19 protein-coding genes and 2 pseudogenes are annotated in these 21,300 nt (G+C 38.1%); 9 read left to right on the plus strand and 12 right to left on the minus strand.

Annotation, left to right across the window (positions count from 1 at the left end):
• Nucleotides 1-22 precede the first annotated feature (22 nt).
• The 3 genes from HGD76_RS07345 (at nucleotide 23) to HGD76_RS07355 (ending at nucleotide 4,181) form a co-directional block, all read left to right on the plus strand.
• A complete protein-coding gene (locus HGD76_RS07345; RefSeq protein WP_168695374.1) occupies nucleotides 23-1,690 on the plus strand; it encodes a PfaD family polyunsaturated fatty acid/polyketide biosynthesis protein in 1,668 nt (555 codons plus the stop codon).
• A 3-nt stretch (nucleotides 1,691-1,693) separates the two neighbouring features.
• On the plus strand, nucleotides 1,694-3,208 hold the full coding sequence (locus tag HGD76_RS07350; protein WP_168695375.1) for a thioester reductase domain-containing protein: 1,515 nt from the start codon (nucleotides 1,694-1,696) through the stop codon (nucleotides 3,206-3,208).
• A 181-nt stretch (nucleotides 3,209-3,389) separates the two neighbouring features.
• On the plus strand, nucleotides 3,390-4,181 hold the full coding sequence (locus tag HGD76_RS07355; RefSeq protein ID WP_168695376.1) for an SDR family NAD(P)-dependent oxidoreductase: 792 nt from the start codon (nucleotides 3,390-3,392) through the stop codon (nucleotides 4,179-4,181).
• Between the two features lie 23 nt (nucleotides 4,182-4,204).
• Here HGD76_RS07355 and HGD76_RS07360 read toward each other — a convergent pair whose 3' ends face one another.
• From HGD76_RS07360 to HGD76_RS07370, 3 genes are all read right to left on the minus strand, one after another.
• A complete protein-coding gene (locus HGD76_RS07360; RefSeq protein WP_168695377.1) occupies nucleotides 4,205-5,044 on the minus strand; it encodes a DNA-formamidopyrimidine glycosylase in 840 nt (279 codons plus the stop codon).
• A 116-nt stretch (nucleotides 5,045-5,160) separates the two neighbouring features.
• Nucleotides 5,161-5,376, minus strand: coding sequence for a photosystem I reaction center subunit IV (locus HGD76_RS07365; protein WP_168695378.1), 216 nt, complete (start codon nucleotides 5,374-5,376; stop codon nucleotides 5,161-5,163).
• 213 nt (nucleotides 5,377-5,589) lie between these two features.
• Entirely contained in the window at nucleotides 5,590-6,171 is a 582-nt protein-coding gene (locus HGD76_RS07370; RefSeq protein ID WP_168695379.1) for a PAP/fibrillin family protein, read from the minus strand.
• Nucleotides 6,172-6,585: 414 nt separating this feature from the next.
• Here HGD76_RS07370 and HGD76_RS07375 point away from each other — a divergent pair, with 414 nt between their 5' ends.
• Nucleotides 6,586-6,825: a DUF3134 domain-containing protein gene (locus HGD76_RS07375; RefSeq protein ID WP_168695380.1), complete on the plus strand. Its 240-nt coding sequence runs from the start codon at nucleotides 6,586-6,588 to the stop codon at nucleotides 6,823-6,825.
• 198 nt (nucleotides 6,826-7,023) lie between these two features.
• A complete protein-coding gene (gene mraY / locus HGD76_RS07380; RefSeq protein ID WP_148766213.1) occupies nucleotides 7,024-8,124 on the plus strand; it encodes a phospho-N-acetylmuramoyl-pentapeptide-transferase in 1,101 nt (366 codons plus the stop codon).
• 310 nt (nucleotides 8,125-8,434) lie between these two features.
• On the opposite strand, the gene HGD76_RS07385 is transcribed toward mraY, so the two are convergent.
• Complete coding sequence (locus HGD76_RS07385; RefSeq protein ID WP_168695382.1) at nucleotides 8,435-8,752, minus strand: hypothetical protein; 318 nt, start codon at nucleotides 8,750-8,752, stop codon at nucleotides 8,435-8,437.
• 285 nt (nucleotides 8,753-9,037) lie between these two features.
• On the minus strand, nucleotides 9,038-10,171 hold the full coding sequence (locus HGD76_RS07390; RefSeq protein ID WP_168694588.1) for an ISAs1-like element ISAsp2 family transposase: 1,134 nt from the start codon (nucleotides 10,169-10,171) through the stop codon (nucleotides 9,038-9,040).
• 180 nt (nucleotides 10,172-10,351) lie between these two features.
• On the opposite strand from HGD76_RS07390, the gene HGD76_RS07395 reads away from it, so the two are divergent.
• Nucleotides 10,352-11,137, plus strand: a complete 786-nt coding sequence (locus HGD76_RS07395) for a tetratricopeptide repeat protein (protein WP_168695383.1) — start codon at nucleotides 10,352-10,354, stop codon at nucleotides 11,135-11,137.
• 410 nt (nucleotides 11,138-11,547) lie between these two features.
• On the opposite strand, the gene HGD76_RS07400 is transcribed toward HGD76_RS07395, so the two are convergent.
• The 3 genes from HGD76_RS07400 to psb28 are packed head-to-tail and all read right to left on the minus strand — an operon-like array spanning nucleotide 11,548 to nucleotide 12,608.
• Nucleotides 11,548-12,057 carry a MogA/MoaB family molybdenum cofactor biosynthesis protein gene (locus HGD76_RS07400; protein WP_168697391.1) on the minus strand — a complete coding sequence of 170 codons (510 nt, stop codon included), beginning with the start codon at nucleotides 12,055-12,057 and terminating at the stop codon, nucleotides 11,548-11,550.
• Complete coding sequence (locus tag HGD76_RS07405) at nucleotides 11,990-12,229, minus strand: hypothetical protein (RefSeq protein WP_168694537.1); 240 nt, start codon at nucleotides 12,227-12,229, stop codon at nucleotides 11,990-11,992. Before HGD76_RS07405 ends, HGD76_RS07400 begins: the two co-directional genes overlap by 68 nt.
• A gap of 43 nt (nucleotides 12,230-12,272) precedes the next feature.
• On the minus strand, nucleotides 12,273-12,608 hold the full coding sequence (gene psb28, locus HGD76_RS07410) for a photosystem II reaction center protein Psb28 (RefSeq protein ID WP_015081114.1): 336 nt from the start codon (nucleotides 12,606-12,608) through the stop codon (nucleotides 12,273-12,275).
• 79 nt (nucleotides 12,609-12,687) lie between these two features.
• Between psb28 and HGD76_RS07415 the strand changes: the two are divergent.
• Nucleotides 12,688-13,074 (plus strand): annotated as a pseudogene (locus tag HGD76_RS07415) (alkaline phosphatase); the annotation flags it as partial.
• 17 nt (nucleotides 13,075-13,091) lie between these two features.
• Here the strand turns inward: HGD76_RS07415 and HGD76_RS07420 are convergent.
• Entirely contained in the window at nucleotides 13,092-14,540 is a 1,449-nt protein-coding gene (locus HGD76_RS07420) for an IS4 family transposase (protein ID WP_168694730.1), read from the minus strand.
• Between the two features lie 330 nt (nucleotides 14,541-14,870).
• On the opposite strand from HGD76_RS07420, the pseudogene HGD76_RS07425 reads away from it, so the two are divergent.
• Nucleotides 14,871-16,274, plus strand: a pseudogene (locus tag HGD76_RS07425) (alkaline phosphatase); the annotation flags it as partial.
• Here HGD76_RS07425 and HGD76_RS07430 read toward each other — a convergent pair.
• A complete protein-coding gene (locus HGD76_RS07430; protein ID WP_168694538.1) occupies nucleotides 16,244-16,393 on the minus strand; it encodes a hypothetical protein in 150 nt (49 codons plus the stop codon). The pseudogene HGD76_RS07425 and the gene HGD76_RS07430 overlap by 31 nt on opposite strands.
• A 135-nt stretch (nucleotides 16,394-16,528) precedes the next feature.
• On the opposite strand from HGD76_RS07430, the gene HGD76_RS07435 reads away from it, so the two are divergent.
• The gene (locus HGD76_RS07435) at nucleotides 16,529-17,323 is read left to right on the plus strand and encodes an LmeA family phospholipid-binding protein (protein ID WP_148766221.1); all 795 of its coding nucleotides are present in this window, start codon (nucleotides 16,529-16,531) and stop codon (nucleotides 17,321-17,323) included.
• A gap of 383 nt (nucleotides 17,324-17,706) precedes the next feature.
• Here the strand turns inward: HGD76_RS07435 and HGD76_RS07440 are convergent, their stop codons facing one another.
• Nucleotides 17,707-19,851 (minus strand): caspase family protein, encoded by a 2,145-nt coding sequence (locus HGD76_RS07440; protein ID WP_168695385.1) that lies wholly within the window; start codon nucleotides 19,849-19,851, stop codon nucleotides 17,707-17,709.
• 75 nt (nucleotides 19,852-19,926) lie between these two features.
• A complete protein-coding gene (gene sat, locus HGD76_RS07445) occupies nucleotides 19,927-21,108 on the minus strand; it encodes a sulfate adenylyltransferase (protein ID WP_168695386.1) in 1,182 nt (393 codons plus the stop codon).
• Nucleotides 21,109-21,300 lie beyond the last annotated feature (192 nt).

The raw sequence follows: 21,300 nt of genomic DNA on the forward strand, positions 1-21,300 counted from the left end.
TATAAATTGAGGAATAACTACCGTGACAACAATCGAGACGGTACTAAATAAACATGATAATGGACTGGGTTTTTTTACCTGTAATCATCAAAACCAAATTTGGAAAGGTTCATTAGATTGTGTTAGCTTTGAAAAAAGTGCCATCAAAGATAAACTATTAACATCAGATAAACCCTGCTATATTATTAAAATATCCGGGAAAATTGGTGCTACTAATGATGGCTATTTAGCACCTAATGATAATGTTTCATCTGGACAAGCAGAACTTTTAATCTCACTCCCTCCCCTCCGGTTACAACAACTTGGCGACCCTAGTTTTCTCGCTGCTTATGGTGTAAAATACGCCTATATGACCGGAGCAATGGCTGGGGGTATTGCTTCCGAAGAAATGGTAATTGCTCTGGGAAAAGAGAAAATTTTAAGTTCCTTTGGTGCAGGTGGTTTACTTCCAGAACGGTTAGAAAGTGCGATTAATACTATTCAACAAGCATTACCTAATGGACCCTACGCTTTCAATTTAATTCACAGTCCTAATGAACCAGCTATTGAACGTCGGGCTGTAGATTTATATTTGAAATATGGTGTCAGAATTGTAGAAGCATCAGCATTTTTAGACTTAACTCCTAACATCGTTTATTATCGAGTTGCTGGGTTAAGATTAAATGCAGCTAATCAAATTGATATCAGAAATAAGGTCATTGCTAAAGTTTCCCGTCGGGAAGTTGCGACTAAATTTTTGCAACCAGCACCAGAAAGAATCCTCAAAGAATTACTTGAGCAAGGACTAATTACAGAATTGCAAGCTAATTTGGCAAGACAAGTGCCAATGGCTGATGATATTACCGTTGAGGCTGATTCTGGTGGTCATACAGATAATCGTCCTTTAGTATGTTTATTACCTTCAATTATTGCCCTCAGAGATGAAATTCAAGCCCAATATAATTACTCAGTTCCTATTAGAATTGGCGTGGCTGGAGGCATTGGTACACCAGAAGCAGCTTTAGCTGGTTTTATGATGGGTGCTGCTTATATAATGACGGGTTCAATTAATCAATCTTGTGTGGAATCTGGTGCTTGTGAACATACTAAAAAATTATTAGCACAAGCCGAAATGGCAGATATGATCATGGCTCCCGCAGCCGATATGTTTGAAATGGGAGTCAAATTGCAAGTTCTCAAACGCGGGACAATGTTCCCCATGCGAGCGCAAAAATTGTATGAATTATATCGCACTTACGACTCTATTGAACAGATTCCCGCAGCCGAAAAAGATAAGCTAGAAAAACAAATTTTCCGTAAAAGTCTTGCGGAAGTTTGGGAAGGTGCAGCGGCTTATTTATCCCAAAAGAATCCTGAAAAATTGGGTAAAGCTGTTAATAATCCTAAGTTGAAAATGGCTGTAATCTTTCGCTGGTATTTAGGGTTATCTTCCCGCTGGTCTAGCACTGGTGAAAAAGGTCGGGAAGTTGATTATCAAATATGGTGTGGACCAGCTATGGGTGGCTTCAATGACTGGGTGCGTGGCTCTTATTTGTCAGAACCTAATCAGCGTCATGTTGTTGATGTTGCTGACCAAATTATGAAGGGGACAGCATTTTTATATCGTAGTCACAGTTTAAAAATGCAGGGTTTACAAATGCCTGCTTATTACAGTCAATATCAACCAATTCCTTCTACATTGGAGAAGTAAAAAATGAATTTAAAACAGTCTTATAATGCTGAAAGTATTCAAGCATTTCTAGTTTCTCATCTTGCGGAAGTTGTCGGAGTCGAAACCGCAGAAGTTGACGTTGACGAAAACTTAGAAAATTATGGTTTGGATTCTGCTCAAGCCATGATGATCATTAGTAAATTAGAAGAATTACTAGGATTTAAGCCCTCTCCTATTTTACTTTGGCATTATCCTAACATTGCTGCCCTTTCTCAGCGATTAGCAGACGAATCAAGTGATGATTCTCAAGTAAAAGATGCAGGGTCTGGGACAAATTCTCCTGTTAGTTTTGCTCCTCCTCTGCTAGATTTGGGTGCGGAAGCTGTCCTAGACCCCACTATTCAACCCGTAGGTACTGCTGTTTCTGTTACTAACCCTAAAAATATCTTTTTAACTGGGGGAACAGGTTATTTAGGCGCTTTCATTATCAAGGAATTACTAGAAGTATCGAACGCAACTCTTTATTGCTTAGTCCGTGCTAGTAGTTTGGAAGAAGGTAAAAGCAAATTAGAAAATAATTTGCAACAATATGGCATTTGGCAAGATCATTATAGTGGCAGAATTATTCCTATAATTGGTGATTTAGCACAGCCACATTTGGGGATTAGTGCAGAACAATTTGAAAATCTAGCTGCTAACATTGATACTATTTATCATAGTGCCGCTTTGCTGAATTATGTTTATCCTTACTCAGCATTAAAAACAGCGAATGTTTTGGGTACACAGGAAGTTTTGCGGTTAGCTTGTCAAACTAAAGTTAAGCCATTGCATTATGTTTCTAGTGTGGCTGTTTTTGAATCAACGGCTTATGCTGGTAAGTTAGTTAAAGAAGATGATGATTTTCATGACTGGGAAGGTATTTTCCTCGGTTATTCCCAAACTAAATGGGTAGCAGAAAAATTAGTAAAAATTGCTGGTAGTCGAGGATTACCTATTACTATTCATAGACCTCCTTTAATTTCTGGAGATAGTCAAACTGGAATTTGTAATACTCATGATTTCATCAATTTGATGATTAAAGGTTGTCTGCAAATGGGGTCTTTCCCTGATGTAGATTATATGTTGGATATGTCTCCTGTTGATTATGTCAGCAAATCAGTTGTTTATCTTTCTCGACAAGAAACATCTGTAGGTAAGGCTTTCCATTTACAACATCCTCAACCTGCTTCCTTAAAATCTTTAGTTGATTGGGTGCGTTCTTTCGGATTCTCACTGAAGATGATTCCCTACGAAGAATGGCAAGCAGAATTAATTAATAATGTCACATCTCAAGACAATCCTTTATATACTTTGCGGCCATTTTTACTAGAACGTTGGTCAGATGAACAAATCACTATTCCTGATTTGTATTTACAAGCGAGAAGACCAATTATTAGTTGTGAAGAAACCCTAGAAGCACTAAAAGGCAGTTCTATTGTTTGTCCACCTATTGATTCTCAATTGTTGATGACTTACACATCTTATTTAGTACAGACTGGTTTCCTAAGTCTTGCTTAATATCAATTTTCCATGAGGCTGCATATAATTATGAAATCCATTATTTTATCCGTATTTATCCGCGTTCATCTGCGGTCAATTATTCTGGAAATCTTAATTATAAGCAGCTTAATTTTTATTTAGTATAATGGTGTTGGTAAGATTTATCCGTGCCAATTCCAGCTAATTCACTTTTTGTAAAATGAACATAAAATGCCAGGGAACAGTTTTAATTACGGGTTCAGCTAATGGGATTGGTTATCAGTTAGCCCGGATTTTTGCTCATAATAATTATAATCTTGTATTAGTAGATAGAGTAGGAGAAAAACTCACAAAAATAGCTGTTGATTTTGCAGAAGAATTTGGAATTTCTGTTAAACCTATTATCAAAGATTTATCTATATCTACATCTCCTCAAGAAATTTTCTCGGAATTACAACAAGCTGGTATTAAAGTTGATATCCTGGTAAATAATGCCGGATTTGGTACTTATGGATTATTTAATGAAACTAACTTAAATAATGAACTAGAAATGCTGCAAGTAAATTTAGTTTGTTTAACTCATTTAACAAAATTATTTCTCAAAGACATGGTTAAACAAGGTTATGGGAAAATATTAAATGTTTCTTCTGCCGCTGCTTTTCAACCAGGTCCATTAATGGCAGTTTATTTTGCCACCAAAGCCTATATTTTATCATTCTCCGAAGCGATCGCTAATGAATTAGAAGGTACAGGTGTCACCGTCACAGTTCTTTGTCCAGGTTCAACAGCATCTGCTTTTCATGAAAGAACCGGCATGGCAGATTCTAAAATGCTCAAGGGTAAAAATATGATGGATGCGGCAACTGTAGCTCAGATGGGATATGATGCTTTAATGAAGGGGAAAATCATTATTATTCCTGGTTTTATCAACAAACTGATGTCAAAATGTGTGCGGTTTATTCCTAGGAAAATGGTGACGAAAATTGTGAGAAGTATGCAGGAAGAAAAGTAATTTAGTTTTCAATGCTAACCTAATTAACTTTGACATTGAGAACAAAAATGACTAGAACGCCCACCTAACTTAATTCGCTGGATAACATTACCACAAACCTTACAAGGTTCGCCAGTGCGATTATAAACCCACGCTTCACCGCCATAATTACCGTTAACGCCTTTAACACTCAAGAAATTACTAAAAGTTGTCCCACCTACCGCAATACTCGCTGATAAAACTTGAATAATTGCAGTTCGCAAAAGTTCGATTTTTGGAAGTTGCAATTCTGTACAAAGAGTTGTTGGTAAAATCCCACTTTTAAACAAAGCTTCATCTGCATAAATATTACCTAATCCTGCCACCATTGACTGATCTAATAATCCAGTTTTAATGGGACGACGGGATTTTTTTAATTTATCGGCTAAATACTCTACAGTGAACTCTGGGGAAAAGGGGTCAACTGCCAATTTCGCCAAACCTGTCATAATACTTTCTACAGCCATAGAACCAGGAACATACCACATTTGCCCTAAGGTGCGCTGGTCAACAAAGCGCAATTCTTGGTTTTCCCCAAAAAATAACCTGACTCTGGTGTGTTTATGTAAAGGTTCATCTTGGGTTAACCAAAGTAACTGACCGGTCATGCGGAGGTGAACTCCTAAATAACTGGGGGAAGGGGAGGAAAGTTCAGCGAGGAGATATTTACCACGACGATGCCAGGTAGCAATGGTATTGCCTTTAATTTTGTTAATAAATTCATCAACAGAAACCGGGTAGGCGATGGTGCGTTGTAGCAATACATCTCCTCCCGTGATTTCTTGACTCAGGGTTAATTGATTTAAACCCCGACGGACTGTTTCAACTTCAGGCAGTTCAGGCATTCAAGCAAATAATATTTTTAGGGGCAGGTATGGTCAAAGAGAGGAAATGGGCAAGATTTTCACCTTGACATCTCCTCCTATTATCCCATTAAACAATCCCCTTGATGCTTGGCTGTTTATTTTGCTGCGGCTTTGGGTTTAGGTGCTTCGACCTCAATTAACTCATCTACAGCAAAGTTGTTGGTATTGAGATCAGAATAGTTAACTTTCTCAAAGCGAACAATTACAGGGTATTTGATGGCGCTTTTGTCAACAGAAACCACTGTACCAAGATCCTGAAACCAGTAGGACTCAGGGCGGAGAACACGTACTTTAGAACCACGTTGAACCATGATGGATCTTCCCTTTTGAAGTATGAATGCCGTTAAAGTAGGGCTGATTGTTCTCACTCTACATCCTGAAGGTGTTGGCTTGTGGTTTTGTTAAGTTATTTGTCAAATTGGTGAATTTTCATGGGGAATAAGTTGTTAATCTTCTTAATTTACCCCTTGACAAAGTACCTATAATAGATTAACCTCATTCCCAAATACCCCTTGCAAAATGTCTTATGTCTTACTTAATACAAAAACACTACCTTCGTTCCCCCTGCCAATCCGGAGATCATCATCTATATAAGTAATATCTAACCAACCTTGTTGTTCACTTTGAATGGGAAAATCAAAAGCTGTAAATTTTTGCCCCAATTCAATTTGTTGGATGAAGTTTCCTGGTGTTGTATAGCCAATTAGGCTTTGTAACCCGATGATAGAACGTTGGAATTTTACTTGTACACGCCGTTCTGAGACTGGTTCAAATTTAGCAACAACGCTAACTAATCCTGCAAATAAAGGAATGCCATAAATCTCAGCTATATTATAAATACTGTTGGTTTCTCCGCGAATACATTGGTAAATGTGACCAAGTTTACATAAGGGTAAACGATCTATGTTTAATAGAGCTTTGCTTGTGGTGTATAGTAGTCGCCAGTTGCCTTCTAGTAAATTACTAGCTGCTAATGGCCGTGGTGTAGGATTAAAATCTTCTAAGTTAGCGATCGCTGCTAAAATGGCTTGTTGTTGTTGCTGATTTGCTAATAAACCGCGATTTGTGCCAACAATTATATCTATGAGAGTTGATTTACCTATCATTAACCTGTACCTCAAGAGTTTGCATGATGAAACAGCATTAATAAAATATTAATGTTCTTTGTCTATAACCAGACAACTCGTAAATAATGCCTTTTTGGCTACCGTTCCCTAATTAAATGAAAATTTTCTTTAATTCGGATTCAGCAATTAAAGAGTTGTATGAAGGAATAAATTAACTCGTATCAAATGATAGACTCTTAGAGGGTGTTTGAAAAGTTATGGTTGATGTATCAAATATTTTTTACCCCACCCTAACCCTCCCCTTGTAAAGGGGAGGGAACTGGATTTTTATTGTTTCCCCCCTTTACAAGGGGGGACTAAGGGGGGTAGCAATGTGATGAAAATTACGGAATACCACTTTTCAAACATCCTCTTAATGTCTAGTTATATAAACCCTTGTGTGTGATTGTTAATATGTTAGATTCTCCCCTCCGCGAAGCTCCCCGAAACCAACGAGCATCAGTTATTCCCTTAAAACAAGAGTCCTCCATGTTGGACTGGTTGCGGCTGAGTGGCAGACTGATAGCCCGTGATATCCATGACACCGACTCGCGGGAAGATGTAGAAGTAATATCCGATTTTCTGGGCGCAGACGACGGAATTGGTGATACTGACTATGATGATGACGATGATGTAATTGCTGAGGAGGACTAGTACCGCAGGGCGGAAGTCAAAAGTCAAAAGTCAAAAGTCAAAACTAATATACAGTAGGCTTTTTGGCGATTGAATCTTGTTGCTTTATTTACGCTGTGATGTACTAGTACCGCAGGATCTTGTGAACTAGTAACCAAAACCGGGTTGGATTATTTTGTTGAGGTTTTTTTAAAGTGTGGAGTGAAGGGACTTTTTTTTGTGGACGCTAAATTATCTCCTAATCAAAGTTTGAATTTTTCGGGAATTGGGTTAGCCTCCTTGCTGGCCTTGCTACTCAGTACGACAGCCTTGATTTCAGATTGGATGGGAAATAGAACCCCATGGGCTACTACTTCCCTCACCCTACCTCTTTTATTATCTGCTGTGGGTGTGGCGATTTTGGGACAGTGGGTAATCCCTCTGCTACAAACGCTCAAAACCGGGCAAATCATCCGGGAGGATGGACCCCAGGCACATCTCAAAAAGGCGGGAACACCAACTATGGGGGGTATATTTTTTATCCCTGTAGCGGTGATAATTGCTTGTATATTATCCGATTTTTCAGAAAATGTGCTGGCAGTTTCGGCTTTAACACTCAGCTACGGCTTAATTGGCTGGATAGACGACTGGCAAATTTTGCGTCGGAAGTCTAACAAAGGAATTTCTCCAAAGATGAAGTTAGCTTTGCAAGTTATCTTTGGGGCGGTATTTTGTGCGTGGTTGGTATTTAAGGGTGATTTTAGTATAACTAATATCCATGTACCTTGGGTGGGTTTATCCTTACCTTTAGGACTGTTGTTTTGGCCTGTAGCCGGGTTTGTCCTAGTTGCCCAGAGCAATGCTACTAATTTAACAGATGGGATTGATGGTTTAGCAGCGGGAACAGTAGCGATCGCTATTTTCGCATTAGGTGTGATCATTGCGCCAACTTCTCCCGACTTGATGGTTTTCTGTGCTGCTGTCAGCGGTAGCTGCTTGGGCTTTTTAGCCTACAATCGCAACCCGGCTAGTGTTTTCATGGGTGACACGGGTTCTTTAGCCCTGGGTGGCGCTTTAGCTGCGGTTGCACTGTTAACAAATACTTTAGTAGCACTGTTTATCCTGAGTGGTATCTTCTTTGTGGAAACTCTCTCTGTGATGGCACAAGTTGGTTATTATAAAGCTACAAAAGGACCAGATGGCAAAGGTAAGCGATTATTTAAAATGGCTCCTTTACATCATCATTTAGAATTAACTGGTTGGTCAGAATTGCAAGTAGTGGCTGTGTTTTATATGATCGCCGCTTTTCTAGCTTCCGTTTGTATTATGTCCATAAAATAATCAGTTTTGTTTTAATCATCAGATTTTTCACAAATAAAAATTCACAACCTCCAAATTTGGGGGTTGTTTTTGTTTTGAGATTGGGGGTTCTGTCCAGAACGTAAATTACCCCAATTCCCAATACTCAAATTGTCATTTACACCCTTGAATTTGGAGTTTAAGTAAGAGGTTATTTGAAAACTTTTTCCTCTGGGATCTGATCCCCCTAAATCCCCCTTGAAAAGGGGGACTTTGAGGAATTTAGCCCCCCTTTGTAAGGGGGGTTGGGGGGATCTCGATTAATTCTGATACTTTTCAAACATCCTCTTAATTACCAGATTGGATTTGTGGATTTTTCAGATGTGGATTTTTCCAGTCTAAAGGATTTAATTATGGTGTCTTCCACAGTTTTCGCAAACTCTGGATAGGATTTATCTTCAGCGCGATAGGTGAGAATATAGGCTTTCTTACCATTAACAATCCATACTTGCATTTCTTGGAAATTTACCTTGTGGATATTATCTCTGCTTTCATAAACTACTTGATAACCTTGTGTTTCACCAAGTTGTATTTGTCCAGATTTGATAATTTTCGCATTTTGTCCTAATGCTTCAATTTGTCGGATAGAAAACTTAGTATAATCTTCCAAAGACTCCAGGGGAAACGCATCTAAATTATCTTGACAGAATACTATATTAGTGCATCAATATGGGAAAATATCTAACTTCATTCAAAATCTGATAAATTCCTTTATTAAAATTATAAAAATTTCATAAATTTAGAGTAATTATTTATTTTTAATGATGGATTTATTTTGTTCAGTTCTATATATTAATATCTATATTTTTTGGCATCAAAAATATAGATTCTATTGTAGAATCAACAGAAAAATAAATTGGTTATATTTATATTTGTCTATATTTTCTGATTTTTATCAGATACATTCTAAAATCTTCTCTAAATATTCATCATCCCATCCTGCACAAAACTGCTTACTTTTAGTTCCTAGTTTTTGGCTTTTTTCTTTTCCTAAAAGATTAACTGCTATATGACGAATAACTGCAAAGTTTTGTGGTGCATTATCCTTTCTTATCCGACAATCATCTTCTCTAAAAGCTACATCTAAAACCCAGTGTAATGAATTCTCTATACCCCAATGAGTGCGGACTGATTCTCCTAGTAATTTCGCATTATTTGTCAAACTACTTATATAATAGCCTGTCTCAACCTTCGTTTTTCCATTAACTTTTCGTATATATTCTACCATTCCTACACTTTGAAGATTTACCCATTTCTTATCAGTATCTATTCTTTCTTCTATGTCTGATAACATGAGATAATGACGAATCTCTTCTCTTCCATGTTTGTCTTCTTTTGTATGAAATTCACTATATTTGAATCCCTCAAACCCTTTAGATATAGCTTCTTTGAAGATTTCTTCTACATTCTTATATAAATTACCTTGATTCTTTTTGAGTGCGATAATATATTCGCCTGATTTTTCTGCAATTGATTTTACTATCTCTTTTTGACACCCCATCGCATCAATCGTTACTAAACATCCGGCTATATCTAATACTTTAATTAATTCCGGTATGGCTGTTATTTCATTTGACTTTTCTTCTACTTTACATTGTCCTAATACTAATTTATTACTAGTTGCCCATGCACTTACCATGTGAATCGCACCTTTATCCTTTCCTTTATCATATGAATGCCTTAATGTTTTCCCATCTATTGCTATGACTTCTCCTTCTGTAATTTTATTGATAGATTTTATCCAACTCAAAAAACAATTCTGAAATTGTTGCGGATCTATTCTCGCAAATACTCTGGCGAATGTATCATGAGATGGAATCCCGTTTGGAAGTTCTAAAAATTGTTTTAGCCATTTTTCTTTCTTTTTTCCATAAGCCTCCATCAATACCCAACTATCTACTCCACAGATCACTGCACAAATCGCAATGGTTACTATATCTATTAATTTATGCCTTTTTGTTCTCTCAACTCTTTTATCTTCTAAATCTTTAAAGTGATCTACTATTGTGATTTTTGGTGGTAGCTTCATTTTGTGAATTTTGTCTCTTTAGTTTTATTGAGAATACCACTTCAACTCATTTTATTGATTCTTATAGAAACGAATTTACCATCAAATTTTCTTCATACTCATTTATTGGCTTGATATTAACATGGTAATACTGCCCTTTTTATCTATTCATAGAAGTTACATTTTGTCAAAAAAAATTAGATGCGTTTCCCCTGTAACTTTGCCCAAGCCTACAACAACCGGGGAATTGTCCGTAAGGAATTAGGAGATAAGCAAGGAGCTATAGATGATTACACCCTAGCTATCAAGATTAATCCTAACTTTGCCGAAGCCTACATCGGCCGGGGAAATGTCCGTGATGATTTAGGAGATAAGCCAGGAGCAATAGATGATTACAACCAAGCTATCAAGATTAATCCTAACGATGCCCTAGCCTACAACAACCGGGGAATTGTCCGTAATGATTTAGGAGATAAGCCAGGAGCAATAGATGATTACAACCTAGCTATCAAGATTAATCCTAACGATGCCCTAGCCTACTACAACCGGGGAAATGTCCGTAATGAATTAGGAGATAAGCAGGGTGCAATAGATGATTACAACCTAGCTATCAAGATTAATCCTAACTTAGCCCTAGCCTACCTCAACCGGGGAGTTGTCCGTAAAAATTTAGGAGATAAGCCAGGAGCAATAGATGATTACACCCTAGCTATCAAGATTAATCCTAACTTAGCCCTAGCCTACCTCAACCGGGGAGTTGTCCGTAAAAATTTAGGAGATAAGCCAGGAGCAATAGATGATTACACCCTAGCTATCAAGTTTAATCCTAAATATGCCAATGCCTACTACAACCGGGCATATGTTTATTATCAACTTGGTGACAAACAAAAAGCCAGAGAAGACCTGCAACGAGCAGCGCAATTGTTCATGGCTCAAGGAAATACTGCCCTTTATGAACAAATAATGGGTTTATTAAAAGGGTTGTAGGGAGTTTCTTTGGTGATGTTAATCCCTCGTTCCCTGGCTCTGCCGGGGAATGCCCACGGGAGGCTCTGCCTCCATTATATTCACTGTATTTGAGGCAGAGCCTCAAACTCCCATTCCCAGCCGGAGTCTGGGAACGAGTTCAGGATTAACAGGATGTGATTTTTCCCTCGTTCCCTGGCTCTGCTGGGGAATGCTCACGGGAGGCTCTGCATGACAACAATAACATTTTGTCAGAATCAGGATGTCCAGGATTTAAGGATTAACAGGATGTGATTTTTTGATTGTCTATGAACCATTGAGATTTGAGGATGAAAAATCAACTTCACATTATAAAATGAATTAGATCCCCGACTTCTTAGAGAAGTCGGGGATCTGTCACCTCACGACTAAGATCAATTTATCATTTATGTTTAATTCTGCAAATTTAATTGTTTTACCAAATGTACCAATTCCGGTAAAATCAACTTTTCCATCCCCAATCGCACAGCATTACTAGAACCAGGAAGAGAAAAAATGATTTTGCTTTGATAAACACCAGCGACAGCACGAGAAGCCATAGCGCGAGAACCAATTTCTTGATAACTTAAAAATCGAAATAATTCCCCAAATCCCGGTAAAGTCTTTTCTAATAGCTTTTCTAAAGCATCATAAGTAGTATCCCTGGGAGCAATTCCCGTTCCTCCATTAAAAATTACAGCATTGATACGAGTATCTTCGCCCAAGGCTGTCATTTGGGATTGAATTTCTTTAGGTTCATCTTTGATAATCTGATACAATGCCACTGTGTGATCATCTGCTAAAAGTAGTTCTTTAATTAATTGACCACTTTTATCTGTATCTGGGGAACGGGTATCACTGACGGTAATCACCGCACAACTTACAGAAACTTGCTGTGTATTGGGGTGTGGTTGAAATTCCATGATAGATGTTATGTATTTTAGCCAATGACCACTGTACGGGCGAAGCATTTGGAGAACTATTTTTGGCAATGACTGATAATTTATCTTCCAAATGCTTCGCCCCTACTAACAACTGTACGGGCGAAGCATTTGGAGAACTATTTTTGGCAATGACTGATAATTTATCTTCCAAATGCTTCGCCCCTACTGACCACTGACCACTGACTAATGACTAATTAAGACTTACTCAATCCTAGTCCATTGTCCTCAGCATAACGATTCATGAAGCGCATAAAACGATCCCACTCATCATTAGAATTCATCACATAAATTGCTTCTAGAGATTCTGGTTTACCGTTGACAAATTTACCCTGAACGTTACGAATAACGATTTCCCCTTCTTCGTCAATCAAATATAAACCAGTAACTTCATCTGTGCCATCTTGCGCCAATATATCAGGATTGGTGAAGATAAATGTGGCTGTACCACTTTCACCTTGTTTTGCTCTTGTCAACCGAACATCTGGAACTACTGTTTCTTCAATACCTTTAGCAAACTGAATTTTCGCCATGATGAGTCAATTTAAAGTTTTGTGATCATTTTGTAATATTCTCTCATCATAGAGCAATTTCCTAGCAGGCATTTTACCAATGGTAATTAAATCTAGTTCACAATTCCGATTTAAACGCCGTTTATTTACTACAGTGTTGATCATTGTAGTTGGTATATTCATCACTCTGACTAACCATTCTAGCCCCGCTACACCTGTCACTAAAACCAAAAACGTCATTCTGATGATTGGGGATGGTATGGGCTGGGAAATGGCTCGCGCTGGGGCTATGGCTAAAGGATATAATTATACTTCTGGTAAGGGGGAAGGACTGAGTTTTCAAACTCTGGATAATTACGCCCTTGCTACCACCTATGGTACTACCATTGCTCCTGGTAATGGGGTTTTCAGCACGGGTAACTCTGCGTTATCAAACTCTAATCCGATTACAGGCGCTAGTCCGATTCTACCAGGGTTTAAATTCAATACCCGTGAATGAAATTGTCAAACTGCTTGTGGGGGAAGGATTTTCAAGTCTTTTTCTATATCTCTGATTTCAGATTTATGGGAAGAGTTTTTGCGCTTGAATTTGGACATTTTAATTTTGACAACACGGGGATTAATACGTTTTCGTCGGGGGCGATCAATTTCAGACTGGGAAATTAATGATAATAAATATTGATGTTGAATTTCTCGTAATTTTAAGGATGAATGGCTGATGAGTTGTACTAAATCTATAACTAGTTGCAAAGATTCAAGAAAACTAAGGAGTAAAGGATTTTTATTATATTCGTTAGCAGATTGGTAAATTAAATCGCGGAGTAGATTATAAGCAATTAACATAGCATAAAGTTCTTGTTCGACTAATTCAGATGTTTTGCTCCGAAAAATAGTGGGCATTTGTCCTTTGAGCGTAGCACATTGATGTGTTTTTATTTCACAGAAACTAATTTCCACCTCCCATCTGCAATGATAGTGAATAATTAATTCTTTGGCAGAAATATTAGGGTCAATAATACTAGTAACTAAACGACGAGGGAGAAAACCAGGAATTTGATATTCAATAACTCGGACAATGATACTTTCCTGATTCCATTGTTTATGCGATTCTGTAGATTTTTCTAAATTGAGAATTTTGCCATTAATTTCTGATAAATAACTTCCATCTGGATATCTAGCCATGTATCCATCTGGCAAACGAGAATCAGAGATAACAGGTAGTTTAACATTAGAAGCTACCCTAAGTAAAAAGTCGCATTCTTTTGTACGAATACTAAAAATAGTTGCAAAGGAATATAAACCAGCATCTAATAAAAATAATAAGTTTTTCTGGTTAAATTGTGCCAGTAATTTAGTCATTAAAGTCCTTTCACCAGTTCCTTTACCTTGGCTCGAACCATAGGTAAAATCTAGGATCAGGCGTGTTGATGCTGATATTAATGTGACTATTCTCAGCATGGGAAAAGCACTTTCTCCTCGACCACATTTAGACTTCCCAAATTTATCACGATTACTTTCAGTATCAGGTGTCGTACCTGTGGAACCATCAAATATTACTGTAGTCCATTTATGAAAGTCATATTTCAATGTTGTCAAACTAGAAGTGAGTTTTTTAAATATTAGTTGAAAAACTGTTAATCCTATACGAACTCTGGCATGACTCATAGCACCTTCAGAAATAAGTTGTTTTGGTAGACAACAGGATAACCACCTCAATCCTGATATCATCCAATCCATTATTCCTAAATAACTTAAATCACGACGGATAGTGGAGAGAATTACAAACCAAATGACAAACGTTGGTACTAGAATCGTTCCTTGACGACATTTACTTGATGAAACACTCGCCAAAGATTCTTTGATAATAGTTGATAAATGTTTTGCAATTGGTTGCAGATCATATTCTGTCGTAAACTGAGTAAGCATCTGATGATGTTCTTTTTGAATTCCCATACAAAACTGTCAAGGATGACTTGAAATAAACTCTTATAAAGCTTAAATATTCTTTCATATTTTGTCAATATATACTATCAGGCTACTCATTTTGGAGCAGGAATAAAAATTCTCGACGAAAAAAATGACACATTTATGATTTTTTAAATTTGATTTCAAATAATTGACAAGATTGATGATTTATAAATTCAAGAAAAATCTCATGATCATATAATTTTAGATACATTTTGCCTGGAGTTTAGACTAAACTGAAGTTATTTTTATGCCTTAATATTTGCAGAATTAATATTAGTAATTATTTGTAGGCTATTAATTTCATTCACGGGTATTGGGTTTAAATTCCAACCTCAATTTAATCCTGGCGATAAACCATCTGGAGGAGGTAAAAATCTTAATCCTAATGCAGTGGGTAATTTAGTGGGTTATGATCCTCAACGTGGGGGAATAAATCCTTGGACTCCTGGTAATGATCCTGAGTATATTAAGTATAGTTATCCTGATTCTGCCAATACAGCGACTACTTTGTACACGGGAGTCAAAAGCTATAACAATGCTATTTCCGTTGATATATTTGAAAAACCTTTAGAAACTATTCTCAAGACTGCGGCTGATCATGGTAAATCTACGGGGATTGTGACTTCTGTTCCTGTAGATCATGCTACACCGGGAGCAGCAGCAGCAAACGTGAATCGTCGCAATAAATATGATGGTGATTATCCAACTTTAGATAATATTCTCCAGCAGGAACTTCGCATATATCAACCAACTGTAATTTTAGGTGGTGGTCATCCTCTCACGGGTGCGAGTAGTCAACCTCTGCCTACGGGTGTAGAACCGCCAACCAAGTTTGAATATATCACGAAGACGACATATAAAGAGTTAAGCAAAAACCCTGATCAAAACCGTTATCAATATACATTTTTAGAACGGGGAAAAGATGCGGCTGATAAGTTAGGGACTACTGCGGCTAAATTAGATCCAAATATGGGCGATCGCTTGTTAGGATTATATGGAGCTAGAGGACAAGAGGGAAATCTCCCTGTGAGTACCGCTAATGGTGATTACAGTAATACAGGTTTGAGTATCTTTTCCCTGTTTGGTTCTCAAGGAAAAAACCCCGATACAGTTCGGCCTCTACTTCCTGGAGAAACCGATAAATCTTTTATTGCGAAAGAAATTAATGAAAATCCCACACTTAATGATTTAACCAAAGCAGCTTTAGCAGTTTTATCTAAAGACAAAGATGGATTTTGGTTAATGGTAGAAGGTGGTGATATTGATTGGGCTGCCCATGATGATAACTTAGATAATATGATTGGGACAGTGTTAGATTTTGATAAAGCTGTAAAAACAACAATTGACTGGATTAAAAATAACGGTGGTTGGGAAAATAATCTGTTGATTGTTACTGCTGATCATGATCATTATCTTACTTTAAATCCCAATTTTTCCGAACTACTCAAAGAAAAAGGTGCAGAAGCTTTAACCGCTGAATCTGATTCCATGAAAGCGGGTCATTTTTGGGGTTCTAATCCTAATATAAAGTACGGTTGGGGAAATCATGGCAATCGTCCAGTTCCTGTTTATTATCAAGGTAAAGGTGCAGAAGTTTTAACTAATTCTGTCGGTAAAGGTTTTCAACTTTATGGTGATGATATTCCTGGTATTGGGGGTTTAGTAGACCAAATTCACATTTATCAGACTCAACGGAAAGCAATAGGCAATAGGGAATAGAAGAAAGTTATTAACCAATGACAACCGACAACTGACAACTGTACGGGCGAAGCATTTGGAGAACTATTTTTGGCAATGACCGATAATTTATCTTCCAAATGCTTCGCCCCTACTGACAACCAACAACTGACAACTGACAATCAACCATCAGTTATCCTGTTCTGACTCATCAGGAGATTAAATCAGGGGATCGCTTGCATAATTGTTCACAATTTGTTACAAAAATATAAAGAACTTCTAGAGACTAAAACCTAATGTTCGCCGGACTTACTGGTTTAACAGATACCAAAAGCACCGATTGGGGAGAGCGAATGCTCAATACAGTCGCCAGCCAAACGATTCGCCACCTGTTTACCCAAAGCGAGTCAGTAGAAGTCTTTGTGCGCTGCTATCCCTCCAGCAAACTGTTGCAAGGCAGCATTGATAGCTTTAAAATGAACGGTCGCGGCTTAGTAATTCGCAAAGATTTCGCAGTTGAGGAAATGTCCTTTGAAACCGACGCTGTAGCCATTGACTTCGGCTCGGTTTTAAGTGGCAAACTTACTCTCAAACAACCCACCCAAGCAGTAGCCCAGGTGATTTTATCAGAAGAAGGCATTAATCGAGCTTTTGAGTCGGAATTGGTGAAAAAGCGGCTGCTGAACCTTTCTGAACCCACTTTGATTGCCATATCTGGTGGTGAACCAGTTTCTTTTACCGAAGTTGAAGTCAAGTTATTACCTGAAAATCGCTTGCATTTGGTAGCTAAAGCCGATTTAAACAACGGTGAACTCATACCCCTAAGTATGACCATTGGTGTCGGAATTGAAAGAAGAAGGCGGGTTTCTTTCAAAGAACCTAAGATTGAACTTGAGGGAGTTCCAGAAGCACAAAGAGAAATTTCCCAGACTTTAAGTCTGGCATTGGTAGAAATTTTGGATAATATGGTTGATTTAGATCGCTTTGATTTAGATGGGGTAAAAATGCGACTAAATCGTTTAGAAACAGAAGGTCAAAGATTGATTTTTAGTGGTTATGCGGAAATAGAAAGAATTCCTCACAGTTCTTAACAATTCTTAAAATTGAGAAAAAATTAACACCGCCTAGTTGACACTGGGCGGCATTTTAATTTTTATAGAAGTCAGGAGTATGGCTAACGCCACGCTTCGCTATCAGGAGTTCAGGACGAAGAAGAAAGAAGAAAATTTCTCCCCTACCTCCCCAGCACACCATTCTGATTCTTCTAAATCAACATAATTTTTTGCCCTGCCATGAAATTTTTCCACCAGTTTATTGAAGTCTACCCCCATGACTACACGTCGGATTGTTGAATACGATGGTACTGCTTCAATTGTTCAATTAGACCAGCACTCATGATTTTTCTCCCCATCTACCCTGGCAATTCTACCTATTTTAGGGAATGAAACAGCCCTGCTCCTAACTCGGTGACTCTCTAAACAACCTGAAAACTAAAGTTCAAACTTGCCCAATTATTCACATCCAAAACATAGGCATCATTGATGTCAGTTGTAACGTTACTAGCGTTATGTAAATCTTGTAATATGGCTTGGGCAACTTCTAAAGGGTTGACAATGGGACTAATAGCCTGTTGATCTGTGGTAGGATATTTAGCGATCGCTAATGCCGTGAGAGTTTCCTTAAATGGTGCTGTACTCAGAATAATTTGGTGTTCACAAAAAGTATAACGAGTGGGCAGTAACCAGCCAGCTATCGGGTGATTCTCTGGAATTTTGACAGTTTTACCCGGAGGAATCAGAACTTCTATTAATTGGGGTTTGGTGGGGGGAATATCTGTCTGCAGGAAAACTTCCCAAGGATAAAAAGCAAAGGCATCTTGATAATTATTTAAACCCACTAAAATTAAGTATATCGGGCGATCGCTCAAATTTTCAATTTTATATTGCCAGCGACTACCCACAGGAATTGTCGGCATAGCTATTTCTTCATAGCCAGGTGTTTGCAAAGTGTTATCAATACTTGCAGTCCCCAAAGTATCCCTCACCATAAAAACACGGGGTAAAACGTTGTTAACAATCTCTAAAGTTGCCCTCACAGGTAAACGCGAAGAACCTTTATTTTCTGTCAACTGCCACAACTTTGATGCTAACAGAGTAGAAAATTTTGGTTTTAATCGCTGTACTGCCACCTTCACCGCTTCCCCAACTTCCCCTATCGTATTAATAATCAATTCACCACCCAGGCAAAAAAGACCATAACGGCTGGGGACTTGGGCAACTTTACCAAACACATAATCAGCAGTTTCTGCTACAGTAGCAATATTAGCAATCCGGTTAATTCCTGAAAAAACACTAGTAGCATCTACCCGTTCAATTCTTTCCAAACCCTGATCTAAAGCCACATTAACATGAATATTCTGAGGTAATACCCGAATAACTTCTTGGACTATTTGCCCAACTTGAGGTAAAGTAGTAATTTCTTTATTTGTAAATTGGGCTTTAGCTATTAACCCACTTCGTGATTTAACCACTAACTCTTCTCCCGTATCCAGAGTTAACCGAGAATTTACGCCATAATTTGTGAGAACTTGATTAGGTAATCCTCCTAACCATAATTTGACTGTTTTGCCATCATCATCTATGGCTTGAACTACACCAATACTTCTCAATTTATCAATCGGAAAATAATCAACAATTAAAGCATTTTGAGATTTTTTTGGCTCATTTACTAGACTTGGTTGTTGTTTTCCACCTAACTGATACATGGAAGTAGCAACACCAGAAAGAAAAACTGGGATTGTTTTGGCTGGAATTGTTTCCCACAAATATTGAGTTAAAGCATAAGTTAATAATCCCGCAGTCCAATTAGAGAAAAGAAATTCTCCGGCTTGCTGATTTAGTTCTGAAGTCGCATTGATAATCAGAGGATTATTATTAGCTGATTTATGATTTTTCCGTTGTGATAGAAATTCTAATTCTTCTATTTGTAAAGTTGCTGTTGATAATTCTGGACGGGTACGCATTCGTAAACCAGTGGGTTTTAATTCACTAGAATGATAGTAGCTAGTATCTAATATTGCTGTAACTTGATTTGTTGGGAGCGATCGCAATAATAATAACAGAGTTTCTGCCAATAAATAGTTTCTCGAATTTGTCCCCAATAAATTATTCTCATCAACAGGAACTATGGCATTATAGATCCCCGACTTCTTGAAGAAGTCGGGGATCTGCTCATTTCCCAAATTAACACGAGTCCCATAACCAGAAAAATGGAAAATCACCACATCTCCAGATTTGGCTTGCTTACCCAAGTGATCTAAAAAAGCATTTTCAATAAATTTTCTGCTGGCTTGTTCATCAGTTAAAGTCAGAATATCTGACGCTGCAAAGCCACAACGATTAATTAACAATTCTGTTTGCAACTCCACATCAGTCACACAACCACCAAGGGCAGGACTTTGTGGATATTGATTAATTCCTATCAATAATGCCAACTTCCGCTGATTAGGTTGTGCTAAAGCTTGGTAATAGGGATTACCCAAACTCAACCACTCAGTTTCAGCCACTCCCAATGCCGCTAATAAGCCGCTAATTTGTTGTAAAAACCTACGCCGTTTCATAATTAACAGTCAGACTCCAGACCATTCTCATAGCTTAAAGGCTGAAGTCTGGAGAGTAAAGTTTCTGATCTTAACCTAAACTAATACAGGTGCAATTTTCATAGCCCTGGTTAACTCAGCCGCAACTTCTGGACGAGAAAATTCTGGTGGTGGTAATTCACCCCGACGTAACATTTCCCGTACCTTTGTTCCCGACAGATGAACCCGTTCCTCTGGTTTGCTAGGACTGGTTTTCGTTGTGGCCATTTGTTTGGTGCGCTTGCAATAGAAAGCGTGTTCAAACTTCATTGGTACAATTCCCAACTCTTCAGGGGCGAATTCATCAAAGATATATTGAGCGTCATAAGTGCCGTAGTAGTCACCCACACCAGCATGATCACGTCCGACAATAAAATGTGTACAGCCGTAATTTTTCCGCACTAAAGCATGGAAAATGGCTTCTCTAGGCCCAGCATAACGCATGGCTGCCGGGTTAATTGCCAAAATTACTCTATCTACAGGGTAATAATGTTCTAGTAAAATTTCATAACAACGCATCCGCACATCAGCAGCGATGTCATCTTCTTTTGTTGCCCCTACCAATGGGTGCAAAAATAGACCATCAACAGTTTCTAAAGCGCACTTTTGAATATATTCATGGGCGCGGTGGATAGGATTGCGAGTTTGGAAACCCACAATTGTTTTCCAGCCTTTTTCTCGAAACATTTCCCGTGACGCAGCCGGATCAATTTGGTAGCTGGGAAAATGGGGATGAGAGTCCCGTTGTAATAACCAGATATCACCAGCTAGGTTGATAGAACCTTGGTTATATACTACCTGCACCCCAGGATGTTTAACATCATCAGTGCGATAAACATTTATGGCTTCTTGTTGTTTGTCGTAGGTATACTTTTGGGTCAGTTCCAATACCCCAATAAACTCGCCTCTGGGGTTATCCAGACGCACCAAACCGCCTGCTTGTAGAGGGGATGCTACTTCTTCGGTTACAGACAGTGTAATGGGAATTGACCAGACAATACCGTTAGCTAACCGCATTTGGGTGACGACTCGGTTGTAGTCTGCTTGGTTCATGAAACCAGTCAAAGGACTAAAACCACCAATGGCAATCATTTCTAAATCAGAAACTGCTCGTTCATCAAGTTCCACACGCGGTAAAAAGTCAGCCTTAGAGAGAAATACTTCTCTTTGTGCTGAGGAAGCAACCCGGTTAATTAACTCTCCACCGTGGGCGGCAATGGCATCTGGATGGTAACTCAACGTAATTTTTCCCTAATTGTTGCAGACTATGTACTAAGTTACCAAATTATTGGTACACATTGTTAAATTTCTGTGAATTTTTTTCCTTTGCCGGTCGGAAAGGGTGAGATTAGGAAAAGATGGTGTATTTTACAAGATTACAACTGCTAATACTAGTAGTTCGTCAAGATAAAAATGATGGACTGTAGTGTG

This window comes from Dolichospermum flos-aquae CCAP 1403/13F (assembly GCF_012516395.1).
GTDB classification, from domain to species: Bacteria; Cyanobacteriota; Cyanobacteriia; order Cyanobacteriales; family Nostocaceae; genus Dolichospermum; species Dolichospermum lemmermannii.

Excerpts from the sequence above, each read along its gene's own strand:
- HGD76_RS07355 (WP_168695376.1), top strand. The coding sequence starts at position 3,390 with ATGAACATAAAATGCCAGGGAACAGTTTTAATTACGGGTTCAGCTAAT.
- HGD76_RS07370 (WP_168695379.1), bottom strand. The coding sequence starts at position 6,171 with ATGATAGGTAAATCAACTCTCATAGATATAATTGTTGGCACAAATCGC.
- HGD76_RS07360 (WP_168695377.1), bottom strand. The coding sequence starts at position 5,044 with ATGCCTGAACTGCCTGAAGTTGAAACAGTCCGTCGGGGTTTAAATCAA.
- psb28 (WP_015081114.1), bottom strand. The coding sequence starts at position 12,608 with ATGGCGAAAATTCAGTTTGCTAAAGGTATTGAAGAAACAGTAGTTCCA.
- HGD76_RS07365 (WP_168695378.1), bottom strand. The coding sequence starts at position 5,376 with ATGGTTCAACGTGGTTCTAAAGTACGTGTTCTCCGCCCTGAGTCCTAC.
- HGD76_RS07420 (WP_168694730.1), bottom strand. The coding sequence starts at position 14,540 with ATGGGAATTCAAAAAGAACATCATCAGATGCTTACTCAGTTTACGACA.
- HGD76_RS07400 (WP_168697391.1), bottom strand. The coding sequence starts at position 12,057 with ATGGAATTTCAACCACACCCCAATACACAGCAAGTTTCTGTAAGTTGT.
- HGD76_RS07440 (WP_168695385.1), bottom strand. The coding sequence starts at position 19,851 with ATGAAACGGCGTAGGTTTTTACAACAAATTAGCGGCTTATTAGCGGCA.
- HGD76_RS07390 (WP_168694588.1), bottom strand. The coding sequence starts at position 10,171 with ATGAAGCTACCACCAAAAATCACAATAGTAGATCACTTTAAAGATTTA.
- HGD76_RS07435 (WP_148766221.1), top strand. The coding sequence starts at position 16,529 with ATGTTCGCCGGACTTACTGGTTTAACAGATACCAAAAGCACCGATTGG.
- HGD76_RS07350 (WP_168695375.1), top strand. The coding sequence starts at position 1,694 with ATGAATTTAAAACAGTCTTATAATGCTGAAAGTATTCAAGCATTTCTA.
- HGD76_RS07395 (WP_168695383.1), top strand. The coding sequence starts at position 10,352 with ATGCGTTTCCCCTGTAACTTTGCCCAAGCCTACAACAACCGGGGAATT.
- HGD76_RS07375 (WP_168695380.1), top strand. The coding sequence starts at position 6,586 with ATGTTAGATTCTCCCCTCCGCGAAGCTCCCCGAAACCAACGAGCATCA.